The following is a 17,390-nucleotide window of genomic DNA, read 5'->3' on the forward strand; positions in this document are numbered from 1 at the left end:
CCGCACCCCGTGCCCGGCGCCGGGTGCCCCGCGCCCCACGCCCGCCTCTACGCGGCGTTCGCCATCTCCCAGATCAGCACTTCCGCGGTGCCCGGTGCCACCCCTTCCAGGTCCGTCTCGTCGCTGATCCGGGCCGAGTCGCCGGGGCCCAGGCGGTCGTCGGCCAGGGTCAGTTCGCCGTGCACCACGTGGACGTACACGAACGGCGCGTTCGGCAGGCCGAGGCGTTCGCCCGCCGCGAGCCGCCGGACGTGGAGCAGGGCGCCCGCGCCGGGCACCGCGTACGGCGTGGAGTCGGCGATGCCGTGGACCACCTCGTAGGACGGATCGCCGCCGGGCGCGAGGGGCGCGAGCCACATCTGGACGAAGACCAACGGGGTCGCGCCGTCGTTGCGTTCCACATGGCGGACGCCGCCCGCGGCGGACAGATGCTGCACGTCGCCGGGGCGCACCCGTGAGGCGTGGCCCGCCGAGTCGCGGTGGGTGAGCTCGCCCTCGACGACCCACGTCACGATCTCGGTGTGGCTGTGCGGATGCTCGTCGAAGCCCGCGCCGGGCGCGAGCCGCTCTTCGTTGCAGGCCAGGACCGCGCCGAAGCGGAGGTTGTCCGGGTCGTAGTGCGGCCCGAAGGAGAAGGCGTGGAAGGACTCGATACCGGCCGCGGTCTCCCCGCCGCGGTACCGGTCGCCGGAGCGCCGTACTTCAATCACGCACCCCACGGTAGCCCCGGCACCGCATCGCCCCGCCCCGATAAGGCAGTCTTGTCCCGTGCCCGAACCCTCAGCGAACGAAGCCCAGCAGGAGTCCAGCCACCCGTCCCACCCGGAATCCGGCCCGGACGCCCGGCGGGCCGCCCACGCCCACGCCGCGACCCTGAAGCGTCTGGAGAAGTCGTCGGGGAGCCTCGCGGCGCAGGCCATCGCGCGCATGGACGAGACGCTGTCCTGGTACCGGGCGATGCCGCCGGAGAACCGGTCGTGGATCGGCCTGGTCGCCCAGGCCGGTATCGCCGCGTTCACCGAGTGGTTCCGGCATCCGGACGCCCCGCAGGCCATCTCCACCGACGTCTTCGGCACCGCGCCCCGCGAGCTGACCAGGGCGATCACCCTGCGCCAGACCGTGGAGATGGTGCGGACGACGATCGAGGTGATGGAGTCCGCGATCGACGAGGTCGCGGCGCCCGGCGACGAGTCCGTGCTGCGGGAGGCCCTGCTCGTCTACGCCCGCGAGATCGCCTTCGCCACCGCTCAGGTGTACGCACAGGCCGCCGAGGCACGGGGTGCCTGGGATGCCCGGCTCGAGTCGCTCGTGGTGAACGCGGTGCTGTCCGGGGAGGCCGACGAGGGCGCCGTCTCGCGCGCCGCGGCCCTCGGGTGGAATTCCCCCGAGCACGTCTGCGTGGTCCTCGGCACCGCCCCCGACGGCGACAGCGAGCTGACCGTCGAGGCCATCCGGCGTGCCGCCCGGCACGCGAAGCTGCAGGTCCTGACCGGTGTGTTGGGTGACCGGCTGGTCGTCATCGCGGGCGGCAACGACAATCCGCTGCACGTGGCGAAGTCCCTGATCGGCCCGTACGCCGCGGGTCCCGTGGTGGCCGGGCCGATCGTCCCGGACCTGCTCGCCGCGACCCGTTCCGCGCAGGCCGCGGCCGCCGGGCTCAAGGCGTGTGCCGCCTGGCAGGACGCCCCGCGGCCGGTCCTCGCGGACGATCTGCTGCCGGAGCGCGCGATCGCCGGGGATCCGGCGGCCCGCGAGCAGCTGGTGGAGGAGATCTACAGACCGCTGGAGGAGGCGGGCTCGGCGCTCCTGGAGACGCTCAGTGTCTATCTGGAGCAGGCGAGCAGTCTCGAAGGGGCGGCCCGGATGCTGTTCGTCCACCCCAACACCGTGCGCTACCGGCTCCGACGTGTGACTGACGTCACCGGCTGGTCGCCTTCCGATGTGCGCTCCGCGTTCACGCTCCGGATCGCGCTGATCCTGGGGCGTCTGGCCGACGGGGATCCGCAGTCGTAGGGTTTTGTCGGGCCCCTACAATTCCCCCAGCCGTTCTTCGTCCCTGTCCCCACGGGCGGCCCGTGCCGTCCACAAGAGAGAGTGTAAGAGTGCTCGTACTCGTCGCTCCCGGCCAAGGCGCTCAGACGCCCGGCTTCCTGACCCCCTGGCTCGACCTCCCCGGCGCAGCGGACCGCATCGCCGCCTGGTCCGACGCCATGGGACTCGACCTCGCCCACTACGGCACCCAGGCCGACGCGGACGCGATCCGCGACACCGCCGTGGCCCAGCCGCTGCTGGTGGCCGCGGGGCTGCTGTCCGCCGCGGCACTCGGTGACATCACGCCGGGCGCCGTCGCCGGTCACAGCGTCGGCGAGATCACCGCCGCCGCGTACGCCGGTGTGCTCTCCGAGGACGACGCGCTCGCCTTCGTCCGCACCCGTGGGCTGGCGATGGCCGACGCCGCCGCCGTCACGGAGACGGGCATGGCGGCGCTGCTCGGCGGCGACCCCGAGGTCACCGTCCCGCACCTGGAGAAGCTGGGCCTGACCCCGGCGAACGTGAACGGCGCCGGCCAGATCGTCGCCGCGGGCACCCTGGAGCAGCTCGCCGCCCTCGCCGAGGACAAGCCCGAGGGCGTGCGCAAGGTCGTCCCCCTCAAGGTCGCGGGCGCCTTCCACACCGAGCACATGGCGCCCGCCGTGGCCCGTCTTGAAGAGGCCGCCGCCGGCCTCGCCCCGGCCGACCCGACGCTCACCTACGTCTCGAACCGTGACGGCAGGACGGTCGCCTCCGGCGCCGACGTGGTCACCCGGCTGGTCGGCCAGGTCGCCAACCCGGTCCGCTGGGACCTGTGCATGGAGACCTTCCAGGAGCTCGGCGTGACGGCGCTGATCGAGGTGTGCCCCGGTGGCACGCTGACCGGTCTGGCCAAGCGCGCGCTCAAGGGCGTCCAGACCCTCGCGGTCAAGACCCCCGACGACCTCGACGCGGCCCGCGCGCTCGTCGCCGAGCATTCCTGAGCCGACGACAGACAAGGAGCCGTAGCGCATGTCGAAGATCAAGGCCGCACAAGGCCATCCGTACGCGCGGATCATGGGTGTCGGCGGCTACCGTCCCACGCGCGTCGTGCCCAACGAGGTGATCCTGGAGACGATCGACTCGTCCGACGAGTGGATCCGCTCCCGCTCCGGCATCGCGACCCGCCACTGGGCCTCCGACGAGGAGACCGTGGCCGCGATGTCCGTCGAGGCGGCGGGCAAGGCGATCGCCGACGCGGGCATCACGCCCGGCCAGATCGGTGCCGTGATCGTCTCCACGGTCTCGCACTTCAAGCAGACCCCGGCCATCGCGACCGAGATCGCGGACAAGGTCGGCGCGGGCAAGCCCGCCGCGTTCGACATCTCCGCGGGCTGTGCCGGTTTCGGCTACGGCCTGACCCTCGCCAAGGGCATGGTCGTCGAGGGTTCCGCCGAGTATGTCCTGGTCATCGGTGTGGAGCGGTTGAGCGACCTCACCGACCTGCACGACCGGGCCACGGCGTTCCTCTTCGGTGACGGCGCGGGCGCGGTGATCGTGGGCCCGGCCAAGCAGCCGATGATCGGACCGACGGTCTGGGGCTCGGAGGGCGACAAGGCCGAGACGATCAAGCAGACCGAGGGCTGGGACGTCTACCGCGACGGCACGCCCGACAAGTTCCCTGCCATTACGCAGGAGGGCCAGGCGGTCTTCCGCTGGGCCGTGTTCGAGATGGCGAAGGTCGCCCAGCAGGCGCTGGACGCGGCCGGAATCACCGCGGACGACCTGGATGTCTTCATTCCGCACCAGGCCAACGAGCGGATCATCGACTCGATGGTGAAGACTCTGAAACTGCCGGAACACGTCACGGTCGCCCGTGACGTGCGCACCACCGGCAACACCTCGGCCGCCTCGATCCCGCTCGCGATGGAGCGGCTCCTGGCGACCGGCGAGGCGAAGAGCGGCGACACCGCGCTCGTCATCGGCTTCGGGGCGGGTCTCGTGTACGCCGCCACGGTCGTTACCCTCCCCTAGGCATATCGTGCGGATCACCCGATCCGGACAGCTTTACCAACCTGCCGCTGCCGCGGCGGGCGCCACACCCTCGGATAGACAAGAAGGAGCGCCGACATGGCCGCCACTCAGGAAGAGATCGTCGCCGGTCTCGCGGAGATCGTGAACGAGATCGCCGGCATCCCGGTCGAGGACGTCCAGCTGGACAAGTCCTTCACCGACGACCTGGACGTCGACTCGCTGTCCATGGTCGAGGTCGTCGTCGCCGCCGAAGAGCGCTTCGACGTCAAGATCCCCGACGACGACGTCAAGAACCTCAAGACGGTCGGCGACGCGACCACGTACATCCTCGAGCACCAGGGCTGACCTGCCCCGTGCTCTGTCGCCACCCGGCGGTGGCGCCGCTGATCCCCTCAACACCGTGGAGAAATTTCCTGTGAACTCGACCAATCGCACCGTGGTCGTCACCGGTATCGGCGCAACCACACCGCTGGGTGGCGACGCAGCGTCGACGTGGGAGGGCCTGCTCGCGGGCCGCTCCGGCGTCAGCGCGCTGGAGCAGGACTGGGCGGCCGAGCTGCCCGTCCGCATCGCCGGCCAGATCGCCGTCGAGCCGGGCGAGGTCATCCCCCGGCCGCAGGCCCGCAAGCTGGACCGTTCGGCGCAGTTCGCGCTGATCGCGGCCAAGGAGGCCTGGGCGGACGCCGGCTACACCGCCAAGGCGGGCGAGGACGCGTCGGTGGACCCGCACCGTCTGGGCGCGGTCATCGCGTCCGGCATCGGCGGCGTGACCACGCTCCTCGACCAGTACGACGTGCTCAAGGAGAAGGGCGTACGCCGCGTCTCCCCGCACACCGTGCCGATGCTGATGCCCAACTCCCCGGCGGCCAACGTCGGCATCGAGCTGGGTGCCCACGCGGGCGTCCACACCCCGGTGTCGGCCTGCGCCTCGGGCGCCGAGGCCATCGGCTACGCGATCGAGATGATCCGCACCGGCCGCGCCGACGTCGTCGTCGCGGGCGGCACGGAGGCGGCGATCCACCCGCTGCCGATCGTCGCGTTCGGCAACATGATGGCGATGTCGAAGAACAACGACGACCCGCAGGGCGCCTCGCGTCCCTACGACGCCGACCGCAACGGCTTCGTGCTCGGCGAGGGGGCCGGCGTGATCGTCCTCGAGTCCGAGGAGCACGCCAAGGCCCGCGGCGCGAAGATCTACGCGGAGGCCGTCGGCCAGGGCATCTCGGCCGACGCGCACCACATCACGCAGCCGGAGCCGTCCGGCAACGGCATCGCCGCCGCGCTGCAGAACCTGATCGACACGACGGACCTCAAGCCCGCCGAGATCGTGCACGTGAACGCGCACGCCACCTCGACGCCGCAGGGTGACGTCGCGGAGATCAAGGCGCTGCGCAAGGCGTTCGGCGACGACGTCGACCACATGGCGATCTCCAGCACCAAGTCGATGACCGGTCACCTGCTCGGTGGCGCGGGCGGCGTGGAGACCGTGGCCACGGTCCTCGCGCTGAAGAACCGTGTCGCCCCGCCGACGATCAACATCGACAACCTCGACCCCGAGGTCGACGCGGACATCGTCCGCGGCGAGGCCCGTCCGCTGCCCGAGGGCACGATCGCGGCACTGAACGACTCGTTCGGCTTCGGCGGGCACAACGTCGTCCTGGCGTTCCGCTCGGTCTGAGCCGGGCGCGCACGGCGCGTGACATGAGAGGGGCCCCACCGTCCGGTGGGGCCCCTCTCGCGTCTCTCGGACCACGTGCTCAGTCCACGGGCTCAGATCACGTGCTCAGACCACTTGGTGCAGCCAGCGCACGGGGGCGCCCTCGCCCGCGTACCGGAAGGGCTCCAGCTCGTCGTCCCAGGGCTTGCCGAGCAGCTTGGCGAGCTCGGCCTCCAGGTCGCTCTCGCCGCGCTGGGAGCGGGCGAGGGCGGCGCGCAGCCGGTCCTCGGGGATCAGGATGTCGCCGTGGATGCCGGTGACCGCGTGGTAGATGCCGAGCGCGGGCGTGGCGCTGTAGCGCTCGCCCTCGGCGCCGGCACAGGGCTCCGCGGTGACCTCGAAGCGCAGCAGGTCCCAGCCGCGCAGGGCGGAGGCGAGCTTGGACGCGGTGCCCGCCGAGCCCTGCCAGGAGAATTCGGATCTCCAGGTGCCCGGCGCCGCGGGCTGTCTGATCCAGTCGAGGCTCACGCGCGCACCGAGCACGCCCGCGACGGCCCATTCGACGTGCGGGCACAGCGCGCGCGGAGCGGAGTGCACGTACAGGACTCCACGTGTCGTCACCGGGACCTCCAGTGTGGGTCGAGGTTCGCCTTCCCCAGCGGCCTCGCGCCCGTGCCGAGCAGTTTTCCCCAAATACTAGATAAACCTGGGAAAAGGGGACAGATGTGACGTGATGTAATTTAGCGGAACCACTGCAGCGGGGTACAACCGGGTGGATCACCCGCCTGTCGCCGCCGTGACGCCGACGGCCCGGTGGCTACGGGCCGAGGCTACCGTGCGGCGGCGCAAGGAGTGTGACGTACCGTCGGTCCAGAGGCCAGGAAACTCCGACCTTTCACCCGGCGGGGCGCAACCCCGGGCACGCGCACGACGTCACGTTGAACGACAGAGGGGAGCAGGGGATGCGGAACCGCAGGCACCGCTCACGGGCCGGCGTCGCCCTCGCGACGGCGGCCCTGCTCTGTGGCGGGGTGCTCACCGCGTGTGACGCGCAGGGCGGCAACTCCTCGGCACCGGGCAGCCCGTCGCACCGCAAGCCGTCGCCCTCCCCCACGCCGAGCTGGGACACCTCGCCCCGCTCGCTCGCCGCGGTCGGCGACTCGATCACCCGCGGCTTCGACGCCTGCTCGGTGCTCTCCGACTGCCCCGAGGCGTCCTGGGCGACCGGCACGGACGCCGCGGTGGACAGCCTGGCGACGCGGCTGCTGGGAAAGAAGCGGGCCGCCTCGCACAGTTGGAACCACGCGAAGACCGGCGCCCGCATGGCGGACCTGACCGGGCAGATCCAGCAGGCCGCGGCCGAGCGCCCCGAACTGCTGACGGTGATGACGGGCGCCAACGACGCCTGCCGCCCCTCGGCCGCCGCGATGACGCCGGTCGGCCGGTTCCGCGCCGAGTTCCAGGAGGCCCTGCGCGCCCTGCGCCGCGAGCTGCCCCGGACGCAGGTGTACGTGGCGTCGGTGCCCGACCTCAAGCGGCTCTGGTCGCAGGGGCGGACCAATCCGCTGGGCAAGCAGGTGTGGAAGCTCGGCATCTGCGCGTCGATGCTGGCCGACCCGGACGACCTGGACGCCGCGGCCACCGAGCGGCGCGCGTCCGTGCGCGACCGCGTGGTCGCGTACAACAAGGTCCTCGAGGACGTGTGCGAGAAGGACCGCTACTGCAGGTACGACGGCGGGGCGGTCTTCGACTACCGCTTCGACGGCGACCAGTTGAGCCACTGGGACTGGTTCCACCCCAGCAAGGACGGCCAGTCGCGGCTGGCGGAGATCGCCTACCGGCAGGTCACGTCGCGCAAGCCCGTGGCGTAGCGGCCCGCGGCCCGGCGTAGGGTCGCGATCATGCGCAGTGAACTCTTCGGGACGCTTCCCGACGGCAGGCCCGTGCACCGCTGGACGCTGGAGCGGGCCGGGGTGCGGGTGCGGATCCTGACGTACGGCGGGATCCTGCAGTCGGCCGAGGCGGCCGACCGGGCGGGGCGGACGGCGCCGGTGGCGCTGGGGTTCGAGGGGCTCGACGGGTATCTGCGGCACCCGGAGCCCTACTTCGGGGCGCTGGTGGGGCGGTACGCGAACCGCATCGCGGGCGGCTCCTTCCCCCTCGACGGGCGCGCCCACTGCCTCGCGCGCAACGACGGGCCCAACGCCCTGCACGGCGGCGAGCGCGGCTTCGACCGGCGGCTCTGGGACGCGGAGCCCGCGGGCGACCACGGGGTGCGCCTCGCGCGGGTCTCCCCCGCGGGCGAGGAGGGCTATCCCGGGCGGCTCGCGGTCGCCGCGACGTACACGCTGGAGGGCACGGGCGCGCTGCGGATCGCGTACGAGGCGAGGACCGACGCGCCGACCGTCGTGAACCTCACCCACCACACGTACTGGAACCTGGCGGGCGCGGACGGCCCCGGCGGGGCGCTCGGGCACGAGCTGCGGATCGCCGCGTCCCGGATCACCCCCGCGGACGGCTCCGGGATTCCGACCGGGGCGTACCAGGACGTGGCGGGGACGCGGTACGACTTCCGCACGGCACGGGCGGCCGGTCCGGGGTACGACCACAACTACGTACTGGACAAGGGGGTCACGGCCGGGCCGGTCGAGGTGGCCGAGCTGTGCGATCCCGGCTCGGGGCGGGTCCTGACGATCGCCACGACGGAGCCGGGGCTCCAGCTGTACACGGCGGACCACTTCGCGGCGGACCTGCCGTTCGCGTCGGGGCACGGGGTCGCGCTGGAGACGCAGCACTTCCCCGACTCCCCGAACCGGCCGCGGTTTCCCTCCACGGTGCTGCGGCCGGACGAGGTGTTCACGTCGGAGACGGTGTACGGGTTCTCGGCGCGGTGACCCCCGCGGGACGCGCCCGCCCTACACGACCAGGGTCTCCCGCAGCCGCAGGTCCGTGACCGAGCGGCCGACCCGGATCTCGTACGTGCCCGTGCGGTACGTCCAGGAGTGCGTGGCCTCGTCCCAGGTCTCGAAGGCGCGGCGGGGCAGTTCGACGGTGACCTCGACGCTCTCGCCGGGGGCCGCCACCGCGCCCGCGAAGCCGGCCAGGAGGCGGGCCGGGCGCTCCGGGTCTCCGGTGGGGGCCAGGTAGACCTGGACGACCTCGCGGCCCGTGCGCCCGCCGCTGTTGCGGAGGCGGACCGTGACGGCCGGGCCCTCGACGGTCATCGACTCGTACGTCCAGTCGGTGTAGCCGAGGCCGTGGCCGAACGGGTACGAGGGGGTGGCGCCGGCCTTGTCCCAGGCGCGGTATCCGATGAACACGCCCTCGGAGTAGGCGAGTTCGCCGCCCTTCGGGGTGGTGTCCGTGACGGGGGCGGACGCGAGGTCGCCCCAGGTGGTGGGGAGCCGGCCGCCGGGCTCCTCGGCGCCCAGCAGGACGTCGGCGAGGGCGGCGCCGCCCTCCTGCCCGGGGAACCAGCCGAGCAGCACCGCGGCGACCTCCTCGCGCCACGGGAGCTCCACCGGGGAGCCGGAGTTGACGACGACCACGGTGTTCGGGTTGGCGGCGGCGACGGCGCGCACCAGGTCGTCCTGGCGGCCGGGCAGGCGCAGGTCGGTGCGGTCGAAGCCCTCGGACTCGACGCTCTCGGTGGTGGCGACGACCACGACGGCGGTCTCGGCGGCGCGGGCCGCCGCGACGGCCTCGGCGATCAGTTCGTCGGCGTCGCGGCGCGGGGCGAGGTGGACGAGGGAGAACACGACGCCCTGCAGCGGGGCCTTCGTCCGCCGGTCGAGCGGGTGGTTCAGGGAGATCTCGACGGTCTCGCCCGCGGTGAGCGCCACCTTGGCGCGCTCGGCGGGTGCGCCGAAGAACGCCTCGAAGGGGTCGCTCGCGGAGCCCATGGTCTGCACGCCGTCGTAGCGGACCGTGCCGTCGACGGTGAGCGTGAAGGCGCCCGGGCCCCGGGTGCCGAAGACGTGCTCGCCGCTCTCGCGCGGGGTGAAGGTGCCGGTGATCTCGACGCTGTCCAGGGTCTCGTGGGTGACGCCCTCGGGCAGGTCGTCGCCGATCCACTGGACCTGGCCGGTGGGCAGGTTGCCCTCGCCGATGACGGCGCCCGTGGCGTCGCGGCAGATCGCACGGAGCGTGAACCCCTTCTCGGCGGGGGCGAGTTCGTCGCTGGGGTCGGCCCCGACGGCGTAGGTGAGGGCGCCCTCGGGCAGGGCGGCGGTCAGGCCGTCGAGCGGGGAGACGACGTGCGCGGGGAAGACGGTGGCGGAGCCGCCGCCGAGGATGCGGGCGTCGCGGGCGGCGGCGCCGGTCAGGGCGACGGTGCCGGTGCCGGTCAGCGGGAGCGCCCGGTTCTCGTTGCGCACGAGGACGAAGGCGCGGCGGGCGATCTCGCGGGCCAGCGCCTCGCCGTCGATCGGCGCGGGCAGGTCGGCCGGGGCCACGACCGGGTCGGCGCCGTCGAGGACGCCGACGCGGGCGGCCAGCCGCAGGACGTTGCGGACGGCCCGGTCGACGCGCTCCTCGGCGACCTCGCCGGCGCGGACGGCGGCGGCCAGCGGCTCGCCGTACACGGTCCGCGGGCCCGGCATGGCGACGTCGAGGCCGCCCTCGATGTCGCCGGTGGTGGAGCGGGCGGCCATCCAGTCGGAGACGTTGACGCCGTCGAAGCCCCACTCGCCGCGCAGCACGCCCTCGACGAGGTCGCGGTGTTCGGTCATGGTGACGCCGTTGACCTGGTTGTACGCCGTCATGATGCCCCAGGGGCGGGCGTTCTCGACGATCGTCTCGAAGGGCGCGAGGTAGAGCTCGCGCAGGGCGCGCGGGGGCACCTTGTTGTCGACGGTGAAGCGGTCGGTCTCGGCGTCGTTGGCGACGAAGTGCTTGACCGTGGTGCCGACGCCGCCGGACTGCACGCCCCGGACGTACCCGGTCCCGATGACGCCGGTCAGATACGGGTCCTCGCTGTACGCCTCGAAGTGGCGGCCGCCGAGCGGGGTGCGGTGGAGGTTGACGGTGGGGGCGAGCAGCACGTGCACACCTTTGCGCCGGGCCTCCTGCGCGAGCAGCGCGCCGGCCCGGCGGGCCAGGTCCTGGTCCCAGGTGGCGGCGAGCGCGGTCGGCGAGGGCAGCGCGACGGAGGGGTCGTCGGCGGTCCAGCGCACGCCCCGCACGCCGATCGGGCCGTCGGACATCACCAGGGAGCCGAGGCCGATCTCCGGCAGCGCGTGCAGTTCCCACATGGTGCGGCCGCCGAGCAGGCGGGCCTTGGCGTCCAGGTCGAGCTTGCCGAGGGCGGCCTCGACGGCGGCCTCCCGCGCGGCCTCGGCTGCCGGGGTCTGCTCGATGGGCTCGGTGGACTGGGTCTCCGCCATGACGGTGCCTCGCTTCATCCGGGTCGGTTCCTCCGTGTCGGCTCCTCCATCCTGCATCCGTTACCTGTAGAGAGGTAGTTTTTGTTATCTTCTCGTTATCTCAAGATGTCGTACGGTCCTCCGAGCGAGGACGTACGGAAGGAGTGCGGGCCATGGCGGCCAGGGCCAGGAGCGAGGAGCGGCGCGCGGAGATCCTCCGGGCGGCCTTCGAGGTGATCGCCGAGCGCGGCTACCGGGGCGCGAGTCTCGGGGCGGTCGCCGAGCGGGTGGGGCTCACCCAGCAGGGCCTCCTGCACTACTTCCCCACCAAGGAGGCCCTGCTGGTCGCCGTCCTGGAGGCGCGCGACCAGTGGGACGCGGTGCCGCGCGGCGAGTGGCGGATCGACCTGCTCGGGTCGCTGGTCGAGTACAACGCGATGCGGCCCGGCATCGTGCAGACCTTCTCCGCCCTGCTCGGCGAGAGCGTCACGGACGGGCACCCGGCCCGCGCCTTCTTCACCGGCCGGTACGCCGCGGTGCGCGAGAACTTCACGCAGGTGCTGCGCGCCGAGTACGGCGACCGGCTGCCGGGCGGCCTCACCCCGGAGGCGGCCGCCCCCCTGCTCGTGGCGGTGATGGACGGCCTGCAGTACCAGTGGCTGCTCGACCCCGGCGCGGTGGACATGCCGGGGGCGTTCCGGGACTTCCTGGCGCTACTGGGCGGGGGCGTGACCGGCGGGGGCGGCGACGGCGGCGACGACATCGATCTCGACCAGCGCCCAGGGCGGGACCAGCCGCGGGACGGCGACGGTGGTGCTGGTGGGCGGGGTCCCGGTGAGGAACTCCCGGCGCACTGAGGCGTGGTCGGCGAAGCCGTCCATGTCGGTGAGGAACGTGCGGATGTTGATGATGTCGCCGAGTCCCGCGCCGTGCGGCGTCAGCAGGGCGCGGAGGTTCTCGAAGACGGCACGCGTCTGGGCGGCCATGCCGTCGCCCTCGGCGCACTGCCCCGAGACGTACAACAGGACGCCGCCGTCGGCGTGTTCGACCCGGGCGACCTGCGAGTAGGGGCCCTGCGGCCGCGGGGCGCCGGCGGGGTTGCCGAGGGATATCTGCATGCTGCGTGCTCCTGGGTGCGGGGGCCCGGCGAGCGGGCCGGGCGGGGTCAGGTGGTGCGCGGGGCGCGGATGCGGGGGACGGCGCGGGCGATGTCCTCGTGGACCAGCTCCGGGTCGGCGGCGACCGCCTCGAACTGCCGCAGCACCGCCTCCATGGCGGGCAGGCTCGTGGTCCGCGTCGCGAGCGCGATGTCCTTGACGGCAAGGTCGTTGCCGAAGTGGACGTCGGTGGCGAAGGCGCGGCCGACGGCGCCGGAGAGCGGGCCGCCGGCGAGGGCGTCCTTGGCGGTGGACTCGTCGAGGCCGAGCGCGTCGGCGAGCTTCATCGCCTCGGCGACCAGCGCGACTCCGCCCATGACGGCGGTGTTGACGACGAGTTTGAGCGCGGCGCCCGTGCCGGGCGCGCCGGTGCGGGTGACCGGGCCGAAGCGGGCGAGGACGTGCTCGACGCCCGCCGCGTCGCCGCCCGCGAGGATGCCGAGCCGTCCCGCCGCGGCCTTGTCGGTGCTGCCCATGACGGGGGCGTCGACGAGGGTGACCCCGGCCGGCACGCGGTCCGCGAGCTCCCGCACGACCTCCGGCCCGATCGTCGACATCTCCACCCAGTACGCGCCGGGCCGCAATGCGGGGAGGACGGCGTCGGCGACCGCGCGCACGGCGTCGGGTCCGGCGAGCATGGTGATGACGACGTCGGCGTCCCGCACCGCCGCGCCGGGGTCCGGGGCGGCGGACGCACCCGCCGCCACGAGGTCGTCGGCCTTCCGCGGCGTGCGGTTCCATACGGTCAACGGGTGTCCTGCGGCCAGGAGTTGGCGGGCCATCGGCTCGCCCATGTGACCGAGGCCGAGGAATGCGATCTTTTCCATGCGCCCGACGCTAGGCCGGGCCCCGGGATGCGACAAGCGCATGTCCGGCATGCCGGTCGTGCCGAACCCGCTTGCCGCACCCGGCCCGAGCGGGGCGGCGCGTCGCGGCGCGGCGGTCGCGGAGCCGGAGCGGTGGCGCGGCGGGGCAATCGGTTTGACCTGCGGGCCCGTCGGCGGATTCCATTCGGGGCCGGACGGCACGACCCGGGCGGTCCGGGAGCGACGAGGGGGACATGTGAGCAGGGGCACGATGCACGCCGACGAGGCCGACATCGACGCGGATCTGGTGCGGCGGCTGGTCGCGGGGCAGTTCCCGGCGTGGGCCGGGCTGTCCGTGGCGCGGGTGGACTCCGCGGGGACGTCCAACGCCATGTACCGGCTCGGCCCGGACATGGTGGCGCGGCTGCCGCGCGTCGAGGGGGCCGCACAGGACGTGGACCGGGAGCTGCGGTGGCTGCCCGTGCTGGCGCCCGCGCTGCCCGTCGCGGTCCCCGTGCCGCTCGGCAAGGGCGAGCCGGGCGAGGGCTATCCGTACCCCTGGTCGGTCTTCCGGTGGCTGGACGGCGCGACGCCCGATCCCGCCGTGCCGCTCGCCGAGCCCGCGCTGTTCGCCAAGGACGTCGCGCAGTTCCTGCTCGCCCTGCGCGAGGTGGACCCGGCGGGCGCGCCCGCCGCCTACCGCAGCGACCCGCTGGCGGGGCGGGACGCCGACACCCGCGCGGTGATCGCGGCTCTCGGCGCGCGCGTGGACGGGCGCGCCGCGACGGCCGTGTGGGAGGACGCCCTGCGCGCCCCGGCATGGCGGGAGCCCGGCGTCTGGGTGCACGGCGACCTGCAGCCGGGCAACGTCCTCGTCGACCGGGGCCGGCTCGGCGCGGTCATCGACTTCGGGTGCATGGGCACGGCCGACCCGGCGGTCGATCTCATCTCCGCCTGGTACCTGATGGACGCCGGGGCCCGCCCGGCCTTCCGCGCCGCCCTCGGTCCGGCCGTCGACGACGCGATGTGGGCGCGGGGGCGGGGCTGGGCCCTGACGATCGCCCTCGCCGAACTCCTCTACTACCAGGAGACGAACCGCGTCATGGCGGCCGTCGCGCGCCGTGTCGTCGAGCGGCTGACGGAGTCCCGCGGGTAGGTCACCCGGTGCCCAGCAGCAGGTGGACCGCCAGGCCCGTGATCAGCGCGCTCGACGCGAGGGCCGTGGCCAGGCGGCCCCCGCGCCCCGTCAGGGTCCTGCCGAGCAGCGCCCCGCCGCCCGCGATCAGGAGCTGCCAGCTCGCGGAGGCGGCGAAGGCCGCCAGCGCGAACGCGCCCTGTTCCAGGTGCGTGAGCGACGCCGTGGCGGGGCTGCCGAGGACGAGCGCCGCGAAGTAGACGACCGTGGCCGGGTTCAGGAGCGTGATGCCCAGCAGGGCGGCGTAGGCGCGGGCGGGCCCCGGCGGTGTGCCGGCCCGGGCGGCGGCCGTGCCGTGCCGCCGGTACGCGCGAACCGCCGTCACCGCGCCGCGGGCCGCCAGCGCGACGAGCACGAGGACCGAGGCCAGCCGGAGCGGCACCACGACCGGCTCGACGGCACCGGCGAGGGAGGCGCCGCCCGCCGCCGCGACGAGGGCGTACACGCCGTCGGCGGTGGCCACGCCCAGCGCGGCGCCGACGCCGACCCGCAGCGACGTGCGGGCGGTGAGCGAGACGAGGTAGGTCGCGACCCCGCCGACCGGCATCGCGATGCCGTACCCGGCGAGCAGCCCCGCGACCAGGACCGCGCTCACGCGTGCGCGGGCAGCGGCCCCCGGGGTCGGCCGGTCCGCTGCCGGGCCCGCACCGGACGGGCGGCGGCGGGGGTCGGCGGCAGGGCGGCGGTGGCCGCGGCGGTGGTCATGGGGCCGAGCCTCCCGGGACCACGCCCCTGCGGACAACCGATTTACGCCCGCCCGCGCCCGCCCGCGCCCGCCTGCTCGCCCGCGCTCGCCCGCAGTCCGCCCGCCCGCAGTCCGGCGGCACCGGATCCCCCGCCCCCCCGACGACCACGCCCCCCCACCTCGGCGCAGGACCCCGTAGCGCCCACCCCTCGCGTCCCGCGATACTTCCGCCACCTCATCGGTTACGGAAGGACTCGCGTGCTCATACGTCTTGGCGCCCTCGGCGTCGCCGCCCTGCTGGCCGGACTCGCCGTCCCGGCCTCCGCCTCCGCCGCCCCCTCCGACGCCCCGGCCGGCCGCGCCGCGCCCACCGCCGAGGAGGCGCGGCTCGACCGCGCCGCGCCCCAGGAGATCCTGCGGCGCAGCGGATTCGACTCCGTGGCACCGGAGTTGGCGCGTGCGCTGGACCGGGCGCGCTCCTACGACCAGGCACGCGGACTGGTCGTGCGCGAAGGGGCGGCGCTGTGGCGGCGGGCCGTCGACCGTGCGCAGGGGCGCGGGCCCGCGGCCGGGCTCAGCAGGGACGACGACCGGCCGCTGTACTGGGCACGGCTCGGCATGACCCGGGAGCTGCGGCAGTGGGACCCCGCCCGCTTCCCGCTGGGCGAGGGCCAACGGGCCGCGCTGCTGGGCGCGTTGGAGCGCTCGTCCCGCGGACAGGACACGATCGCCTACCCCGGGAGCAACAAGAGCAACAAGAACGACCCAAGCAACGCAAGCCACGCAGGCAACGCAAGCAGCAAGGCCAACGGGAGCAGCGCGGACGGCAAGGACGCCGAGGGCACCCGGCGCGGGGCGCGCGGCAAGGGCCACGTCAAGCGCATCCTCGTCACCGGCTTCGACCCCTTCACCCTCGACCGCGACGTCCGCATCAGCAACCCGTCGGGCGCCGCCGCGCTCGCCCTGGACGGCACCACGATCCGTACCGCCGAGGGGCCCGCGCGGGTGGAGGCGGTGATCTTCCCGGTCCGCTGGGAGGACTTCGCCGAGGGCACCGTGGAGCGGGCGCTGCGGCCCTACCTGCCGCACGTCGACCTCTTCACCACGATCAGCCAGGGCCGCGTCGGCCGCTTCGACGTCGAGCGGACCAACGGCGCCTGGCGCGGCGGGTTCCCGGACAACGAGAACCTCTCCCGCACCGGGACGGTACCGGTGACCGACCCGGCCGCGCAGCCCCAGTGGACGTCCACGACCCTCCCGTACGAGAAGATCGTGGCGGCCGGGACCGGCCGTTTCCCGGTGTACGACAACACGTCGGTGACCGAGATCCCGGCGGGCGGCACGACCCCCGTGGTCCGGCCCGACGGGCCCACCGCGGGGTCGACGGCGCGGGAGGGCGGCGGCGGGAACTACCTGTCGAACGAGATCGCCTACCGGGTCACGCTGCTGCGCGACCGGCTCGGGCTGCACGACCGGCTGCCCGGCGGCCATGTGCACACGCCCGTCCTGCAGTTCGGCGCGGGGAACACCGATCCGGCGACGGGCACGGTGACCGATCCGGAGTTCGTGCGCAACCGGCTCGACATCATCGCTCAGGTGCGGGGGATCCTCGGGGTGGCCGCCTCGTCGTCCTGACCCGCGTCCGCGCCGGAACGCACCCCGGCCCCGGAGCCGCCCCCGCCGTCGCCCGAACCGTTCTCGCCCAGCAGGTCCCGTGCCATCAGCGTCGCGCCCGCGACCGCGCCCGGCATCAGGAACACCGCGACGAACGGCACCAGGAAGGCGACGGCGAGCGGCGTCCCGAAGCCCCAGGCCAGCCCCTTGCGGGCGCGCAACAGGGCGAGCCGGTCACGCAGTTCGACGCCCCGGCGCTGCAGGGCCACCGCGGTGAGCTCCTCGACCAGGAAGAAGCCGGTCACCGCGAACCCGACGACCGGGATCACGGTCTGGCCGACGACCGGAACGAAGCCGAGGGCGAAGAGGAGCACGCCCCACAGTGCCGCGCGCACCAGGACGCGCAGGCTGTCCCTGGCGGAGATCCACAGCTCGCGCCAGAGCGGCAGCCCCGACTCGGGGGCGTGCCCGGACTCGGCGATGTCGACCTTCTCGGACAGCGACTCGTAGAAGGGCTGGCCGACCAGGAGCGTCACCGCGGTGAAGGTGAGGACGGAGAGCAGCAGCGCGAGGGCGAAGAGCAGGGCGGTGAGGAAGCCGCGGAAGAGGCCGAGCCAGGGCGAGGACCAGTCGTCGGCGAAGGGCGTGGCCCAGCCGACGAGGTCGGAGCCCCACAGGGCGAGCGCGACCAGCGCCGCCGCGTACAGGACGAGCGTGATGAGGCCGGGCAGCAGCCCCCATCCGTACTGCCTGCCGTGCTGGGCGACCCAGCGCTGCCCCTTCACCAAGTAGCCGAAGCCCACACCCAGATCGCGCATGCGGCACACCTTAGCCGCAGGTCGACGGGGGTTTGCGCGGGAAAGTCGACG

Annotated in this window: 16 protein-coding genes and 1 pseudogene; 10 read left to right on the forward strand and 7 right to left on the reverse strand. The window is 73.8% G+C overall.

Features of this window, described 5'->3' with window-relative positions:
• Positions 1 to 47: 47 nt before the first annotated feature.
• Positions 48 to 710 carry a pirin family protein gene (locus tag ACFYXE_RS13485; RefSeq protein ID WP_389312029.1) on the reverse strand — a complete coding sequence of 221 codons (663 nt, stop codon included), beginning with the start codon at positions 708 to 710 and terminating at the stop codon, positions 48 to 50.
• A 58-nt stretch (positions 711 to 768) separates the two neighbouring features.
• On the opposite strand from ACFYXE_RS13485, the gene fasR reads away from it, so the two are divergent.
• The 5 genes from fasR (at position 769) to fabF (ending at position 5,722) form a co-directional block, all read left to right on the forward strand.
• Entirely contained in the window at positions 769 to 2,013 is a 1,245-nt protein-coding gene (gene fasR, locus ACFYXE_RS13490) for a fatty acid biosynthesis transcriptional regulator FasR (RefSeq protein WP_361166424.1), read from the forward strand.
• Positions 2,014 to 2,102: 89 nt separating this feature from the next.
• Complete coding sequence (locus ACFYXE_RS13495) at positions 2,103 to 3,014, forward strand: ACP S-malonyltransferase (protein WP_361166427.1); 912 nt, start codon at positions 2,103 to 2,105, stop codon at positions 3,012 to 3,014.
• A gap of 28 nt (positions 3,015 to 3,042) precedes the next feature.
• Entirely contained in the window at positions 3,043 to 4,044 is a 1,002-nt protein-coding gene (locus tag ACFYXE_RS13500; protein ID WP_389312032.1) for a ketoacyl-ACP synthase III, read from the forward strand.
• Positions 4,045 to 4,140: 96 nt separating this feature from the next.
• Positions 4,141 to 4,389 carry an acyl carrier protein gene (locus tag ACFYXE_RS13505; protein WP_361166433.1) on the forward strand — a complete coding sequence of 83 codons (249 nt, stop codon included), beginning with the start codon at positions 4,141 to 4,143 and terminating at the stop codon, positions 4,387 to 4,389.
• A 70-nt stretch (positions 4,390 to 4,459) separates the two neighbouring features.
• Complete coding sequence (gene fabF / locus ACFYXE_RS13510) at positions 4,460 to 5,722, forward strand: beta-ketoacyl-ACP synthase II (protein ID WP_389312034.1); 1,263 nt, start codon at positions 4,460 to 4,462, stop codon at positions 5,720 to 5,722.
• Between the two features lie 105 nt (positions 5,723 to 5,827).
• Here the strand turns inward: fabF and ACFYXE_RS13515 are convergent, their stop codons facing one another.
• Positions 5,828 to 6,322 carry a DUF3145 domain-containing protein gene (locus ACFYXE_RS13515; RefSeq protein ID WP_389312036.1) on the reverse strand — a complete coding sequence of 165 codons (495 nt, stop codon included), beginning with the start codon at positions 6,320 to 6,322 and terminating at the stop codon, positions 5,828 to 5,830.
• Between the two features lie 341 nt (positions 6,323 to 6,663).
• Between ACFYXE_RS13515 and ACFYXE_RS13520 the strand changes: the two genes are divergently transcribed.
• Both ACFYXE_RS13520 and ACFYXE_RS13525 read left to right on the forward strand, forming a co-directional pair.
• Complete coding sequence (locus tag ACFYXE_RS13520; protein WP_389312038.1) at positions 6,664 to 7,572, forward strand: SGNH/GDSL hydrolase family protein; 909 nt, start codon at positions 6,664 to 6,666, stop codon at positions 7,570 to 7,572.
• A gap of 30 nt (positions 7,573 to 7,602) precedes the next feature.
• Positions 7,603 to 8,595 (forward strand): aldose epimerase family protein, encoded by a 993-nt coding sequence (locus ACFYXE_RS13525; RefSeq protein ID WP_389312040.1) that lies wholly within the window; start codon positions 7,603 to 7,605, stop codon positions 8,593 to 8,595.
• A gap of 21 nt (positions 8,596 to 8,616) precedes the next feature.
• Here ACFYXE_RS13525 and ACFYXE_RS13530 read toward each other — a convergent pair whose 3' ends face one another.
• Positions 8,617 to 11,085: a glycoside hydrolase family 3 protein gene (locus ACFYXE_RS13530; RefSeq protein WP_389312555.1), complete on the reverse strand. Its 2,469-nt coding sequence runs from the start codon at positions 11,083 to 11,085 to the stop codon at positions 8,617 to 8,619.
• 152 nt (positions 11,086 to 11,237) lie between these two features.
• Here ACFYXE_RS13530 and ACFYXE_RS13535 point away from each other — a divergent pair, with 152 nt between their 5' ends.
• A complete protein-coding gene (locus ACFYXE_RS13535; RefSeq protein WP_389312042.1) occupies positions 11,238 to 11,921 on the forward strand; it encodes a TetR/AcrR family transcriptional regulator in 684 nt (227 codons plus the stop codon).
• On the opposite strand, the pseudogene ACFYXE_RS13540 reads toward ACFYXE_RS13535, so the two are convergent.
• Positions 11,871 to 12,182 (reverse strand): annotated as a pseudogene (locus ACFYXE_RS13540) (RidA family protein); the annotation flags it as partial. The gene ACFYXE_RS13535 and the pseudogene ACFYXE_RS13540 sit on opposite strands and share 51 nt — an antisense overlap.
• A gap of 47 nt (positions 12,183 to 12,229) precedes the next feature.
• Positions 12,230 to 13,048 (reverse strand): NAD(P)-dependent oxidoreductase, encoded by an 819-nt coding sequence (locus ACFYXE_RS13545; RefSeq protein WP_389312044.1) that lies wholly within the window; start codon positions 13,046 to 13,048, stop codon positions 12,230 to 12,232.
• 250 nt (positions 13,049 to 13,298) lie between these two features.
• Between ACFYXE_RS13545 and ACFYXE_RS13550 the strand changes: the two genes are divergently transcribed.
• Complete coding sequence (locus ACFYXE_RS13550; protein WP_389312557.1) at positions 13,299 to 14,183, forward strand: aminoglycoside phosphotransferase family protein; 885 nt, start codon at positions 13,299 to 13,301, stop codon at positions 14,181 to 14,183.
• 1 nt (position 14,184) lies between these two features.
• On the opposite strand, the gene ACFYXE_RS13555 is transcribed toward ACFYXE_RS13550, so the two are convergent.
• Positions 14,185 to 14,817, reverse strand: a complete 633-nt coding sequence (locus ACFYXE_RS13555) for a LysE family transporter (protein WP_389312046.1) — start codon at positions 14,815 to 14,817, stop codon at positions 14,185 to 14,187.
• A gap of 348 nt (positions 14,818 to 15,165) precedes the next feature.
• Here ACFYXE_RS13555 and ACFYXE_RS13560 point away from each other — a divergent pair, with 348 nt between their 5' ends.
• Positions 15,166 to 16,542: a pyroglutamyl peptidase gene (locus ACFYXE_RS13560; protein WP_389312048.1), complete on the forward strand. Its 1,377-nt coding sequence runs from the start codon at positions 15,166 to 15,168 to the stop codon at positions 16,540 to 16,542.
• Here ACFYXE_RS13560 and ACFYXE_RS13565 read toward each other — a convergent pair.
• Positions 16,500 to 17,339 carry an EI24 domain-containing protein gene (locus tag ACFYXE_RS13565; protein ID WP_389312050.1) on the reverse strand — a complete coding sequence of 280 codons (840 nt, stop codon included), beginning with the start codon at positions 17,337 to 17,339 and terminating at the stop codon, positions 16,500 to 16,502. The genes ACFYXE_RS13560 and ACFYXE_RS13565 overlap by 43 nt on opposite strands.
• Positions 17,340 to 17,390: the final 51 nt, after the last annotated feature.

Source organism: Streptomyces sp. NPDC002564 (genome assembly GCF_042889645.1).
Classification (GTDB): Bacteria; Actinomycetota; Actinomycetes; order Streptomycetales; family Streptomycetaceae; genus Streptomyces.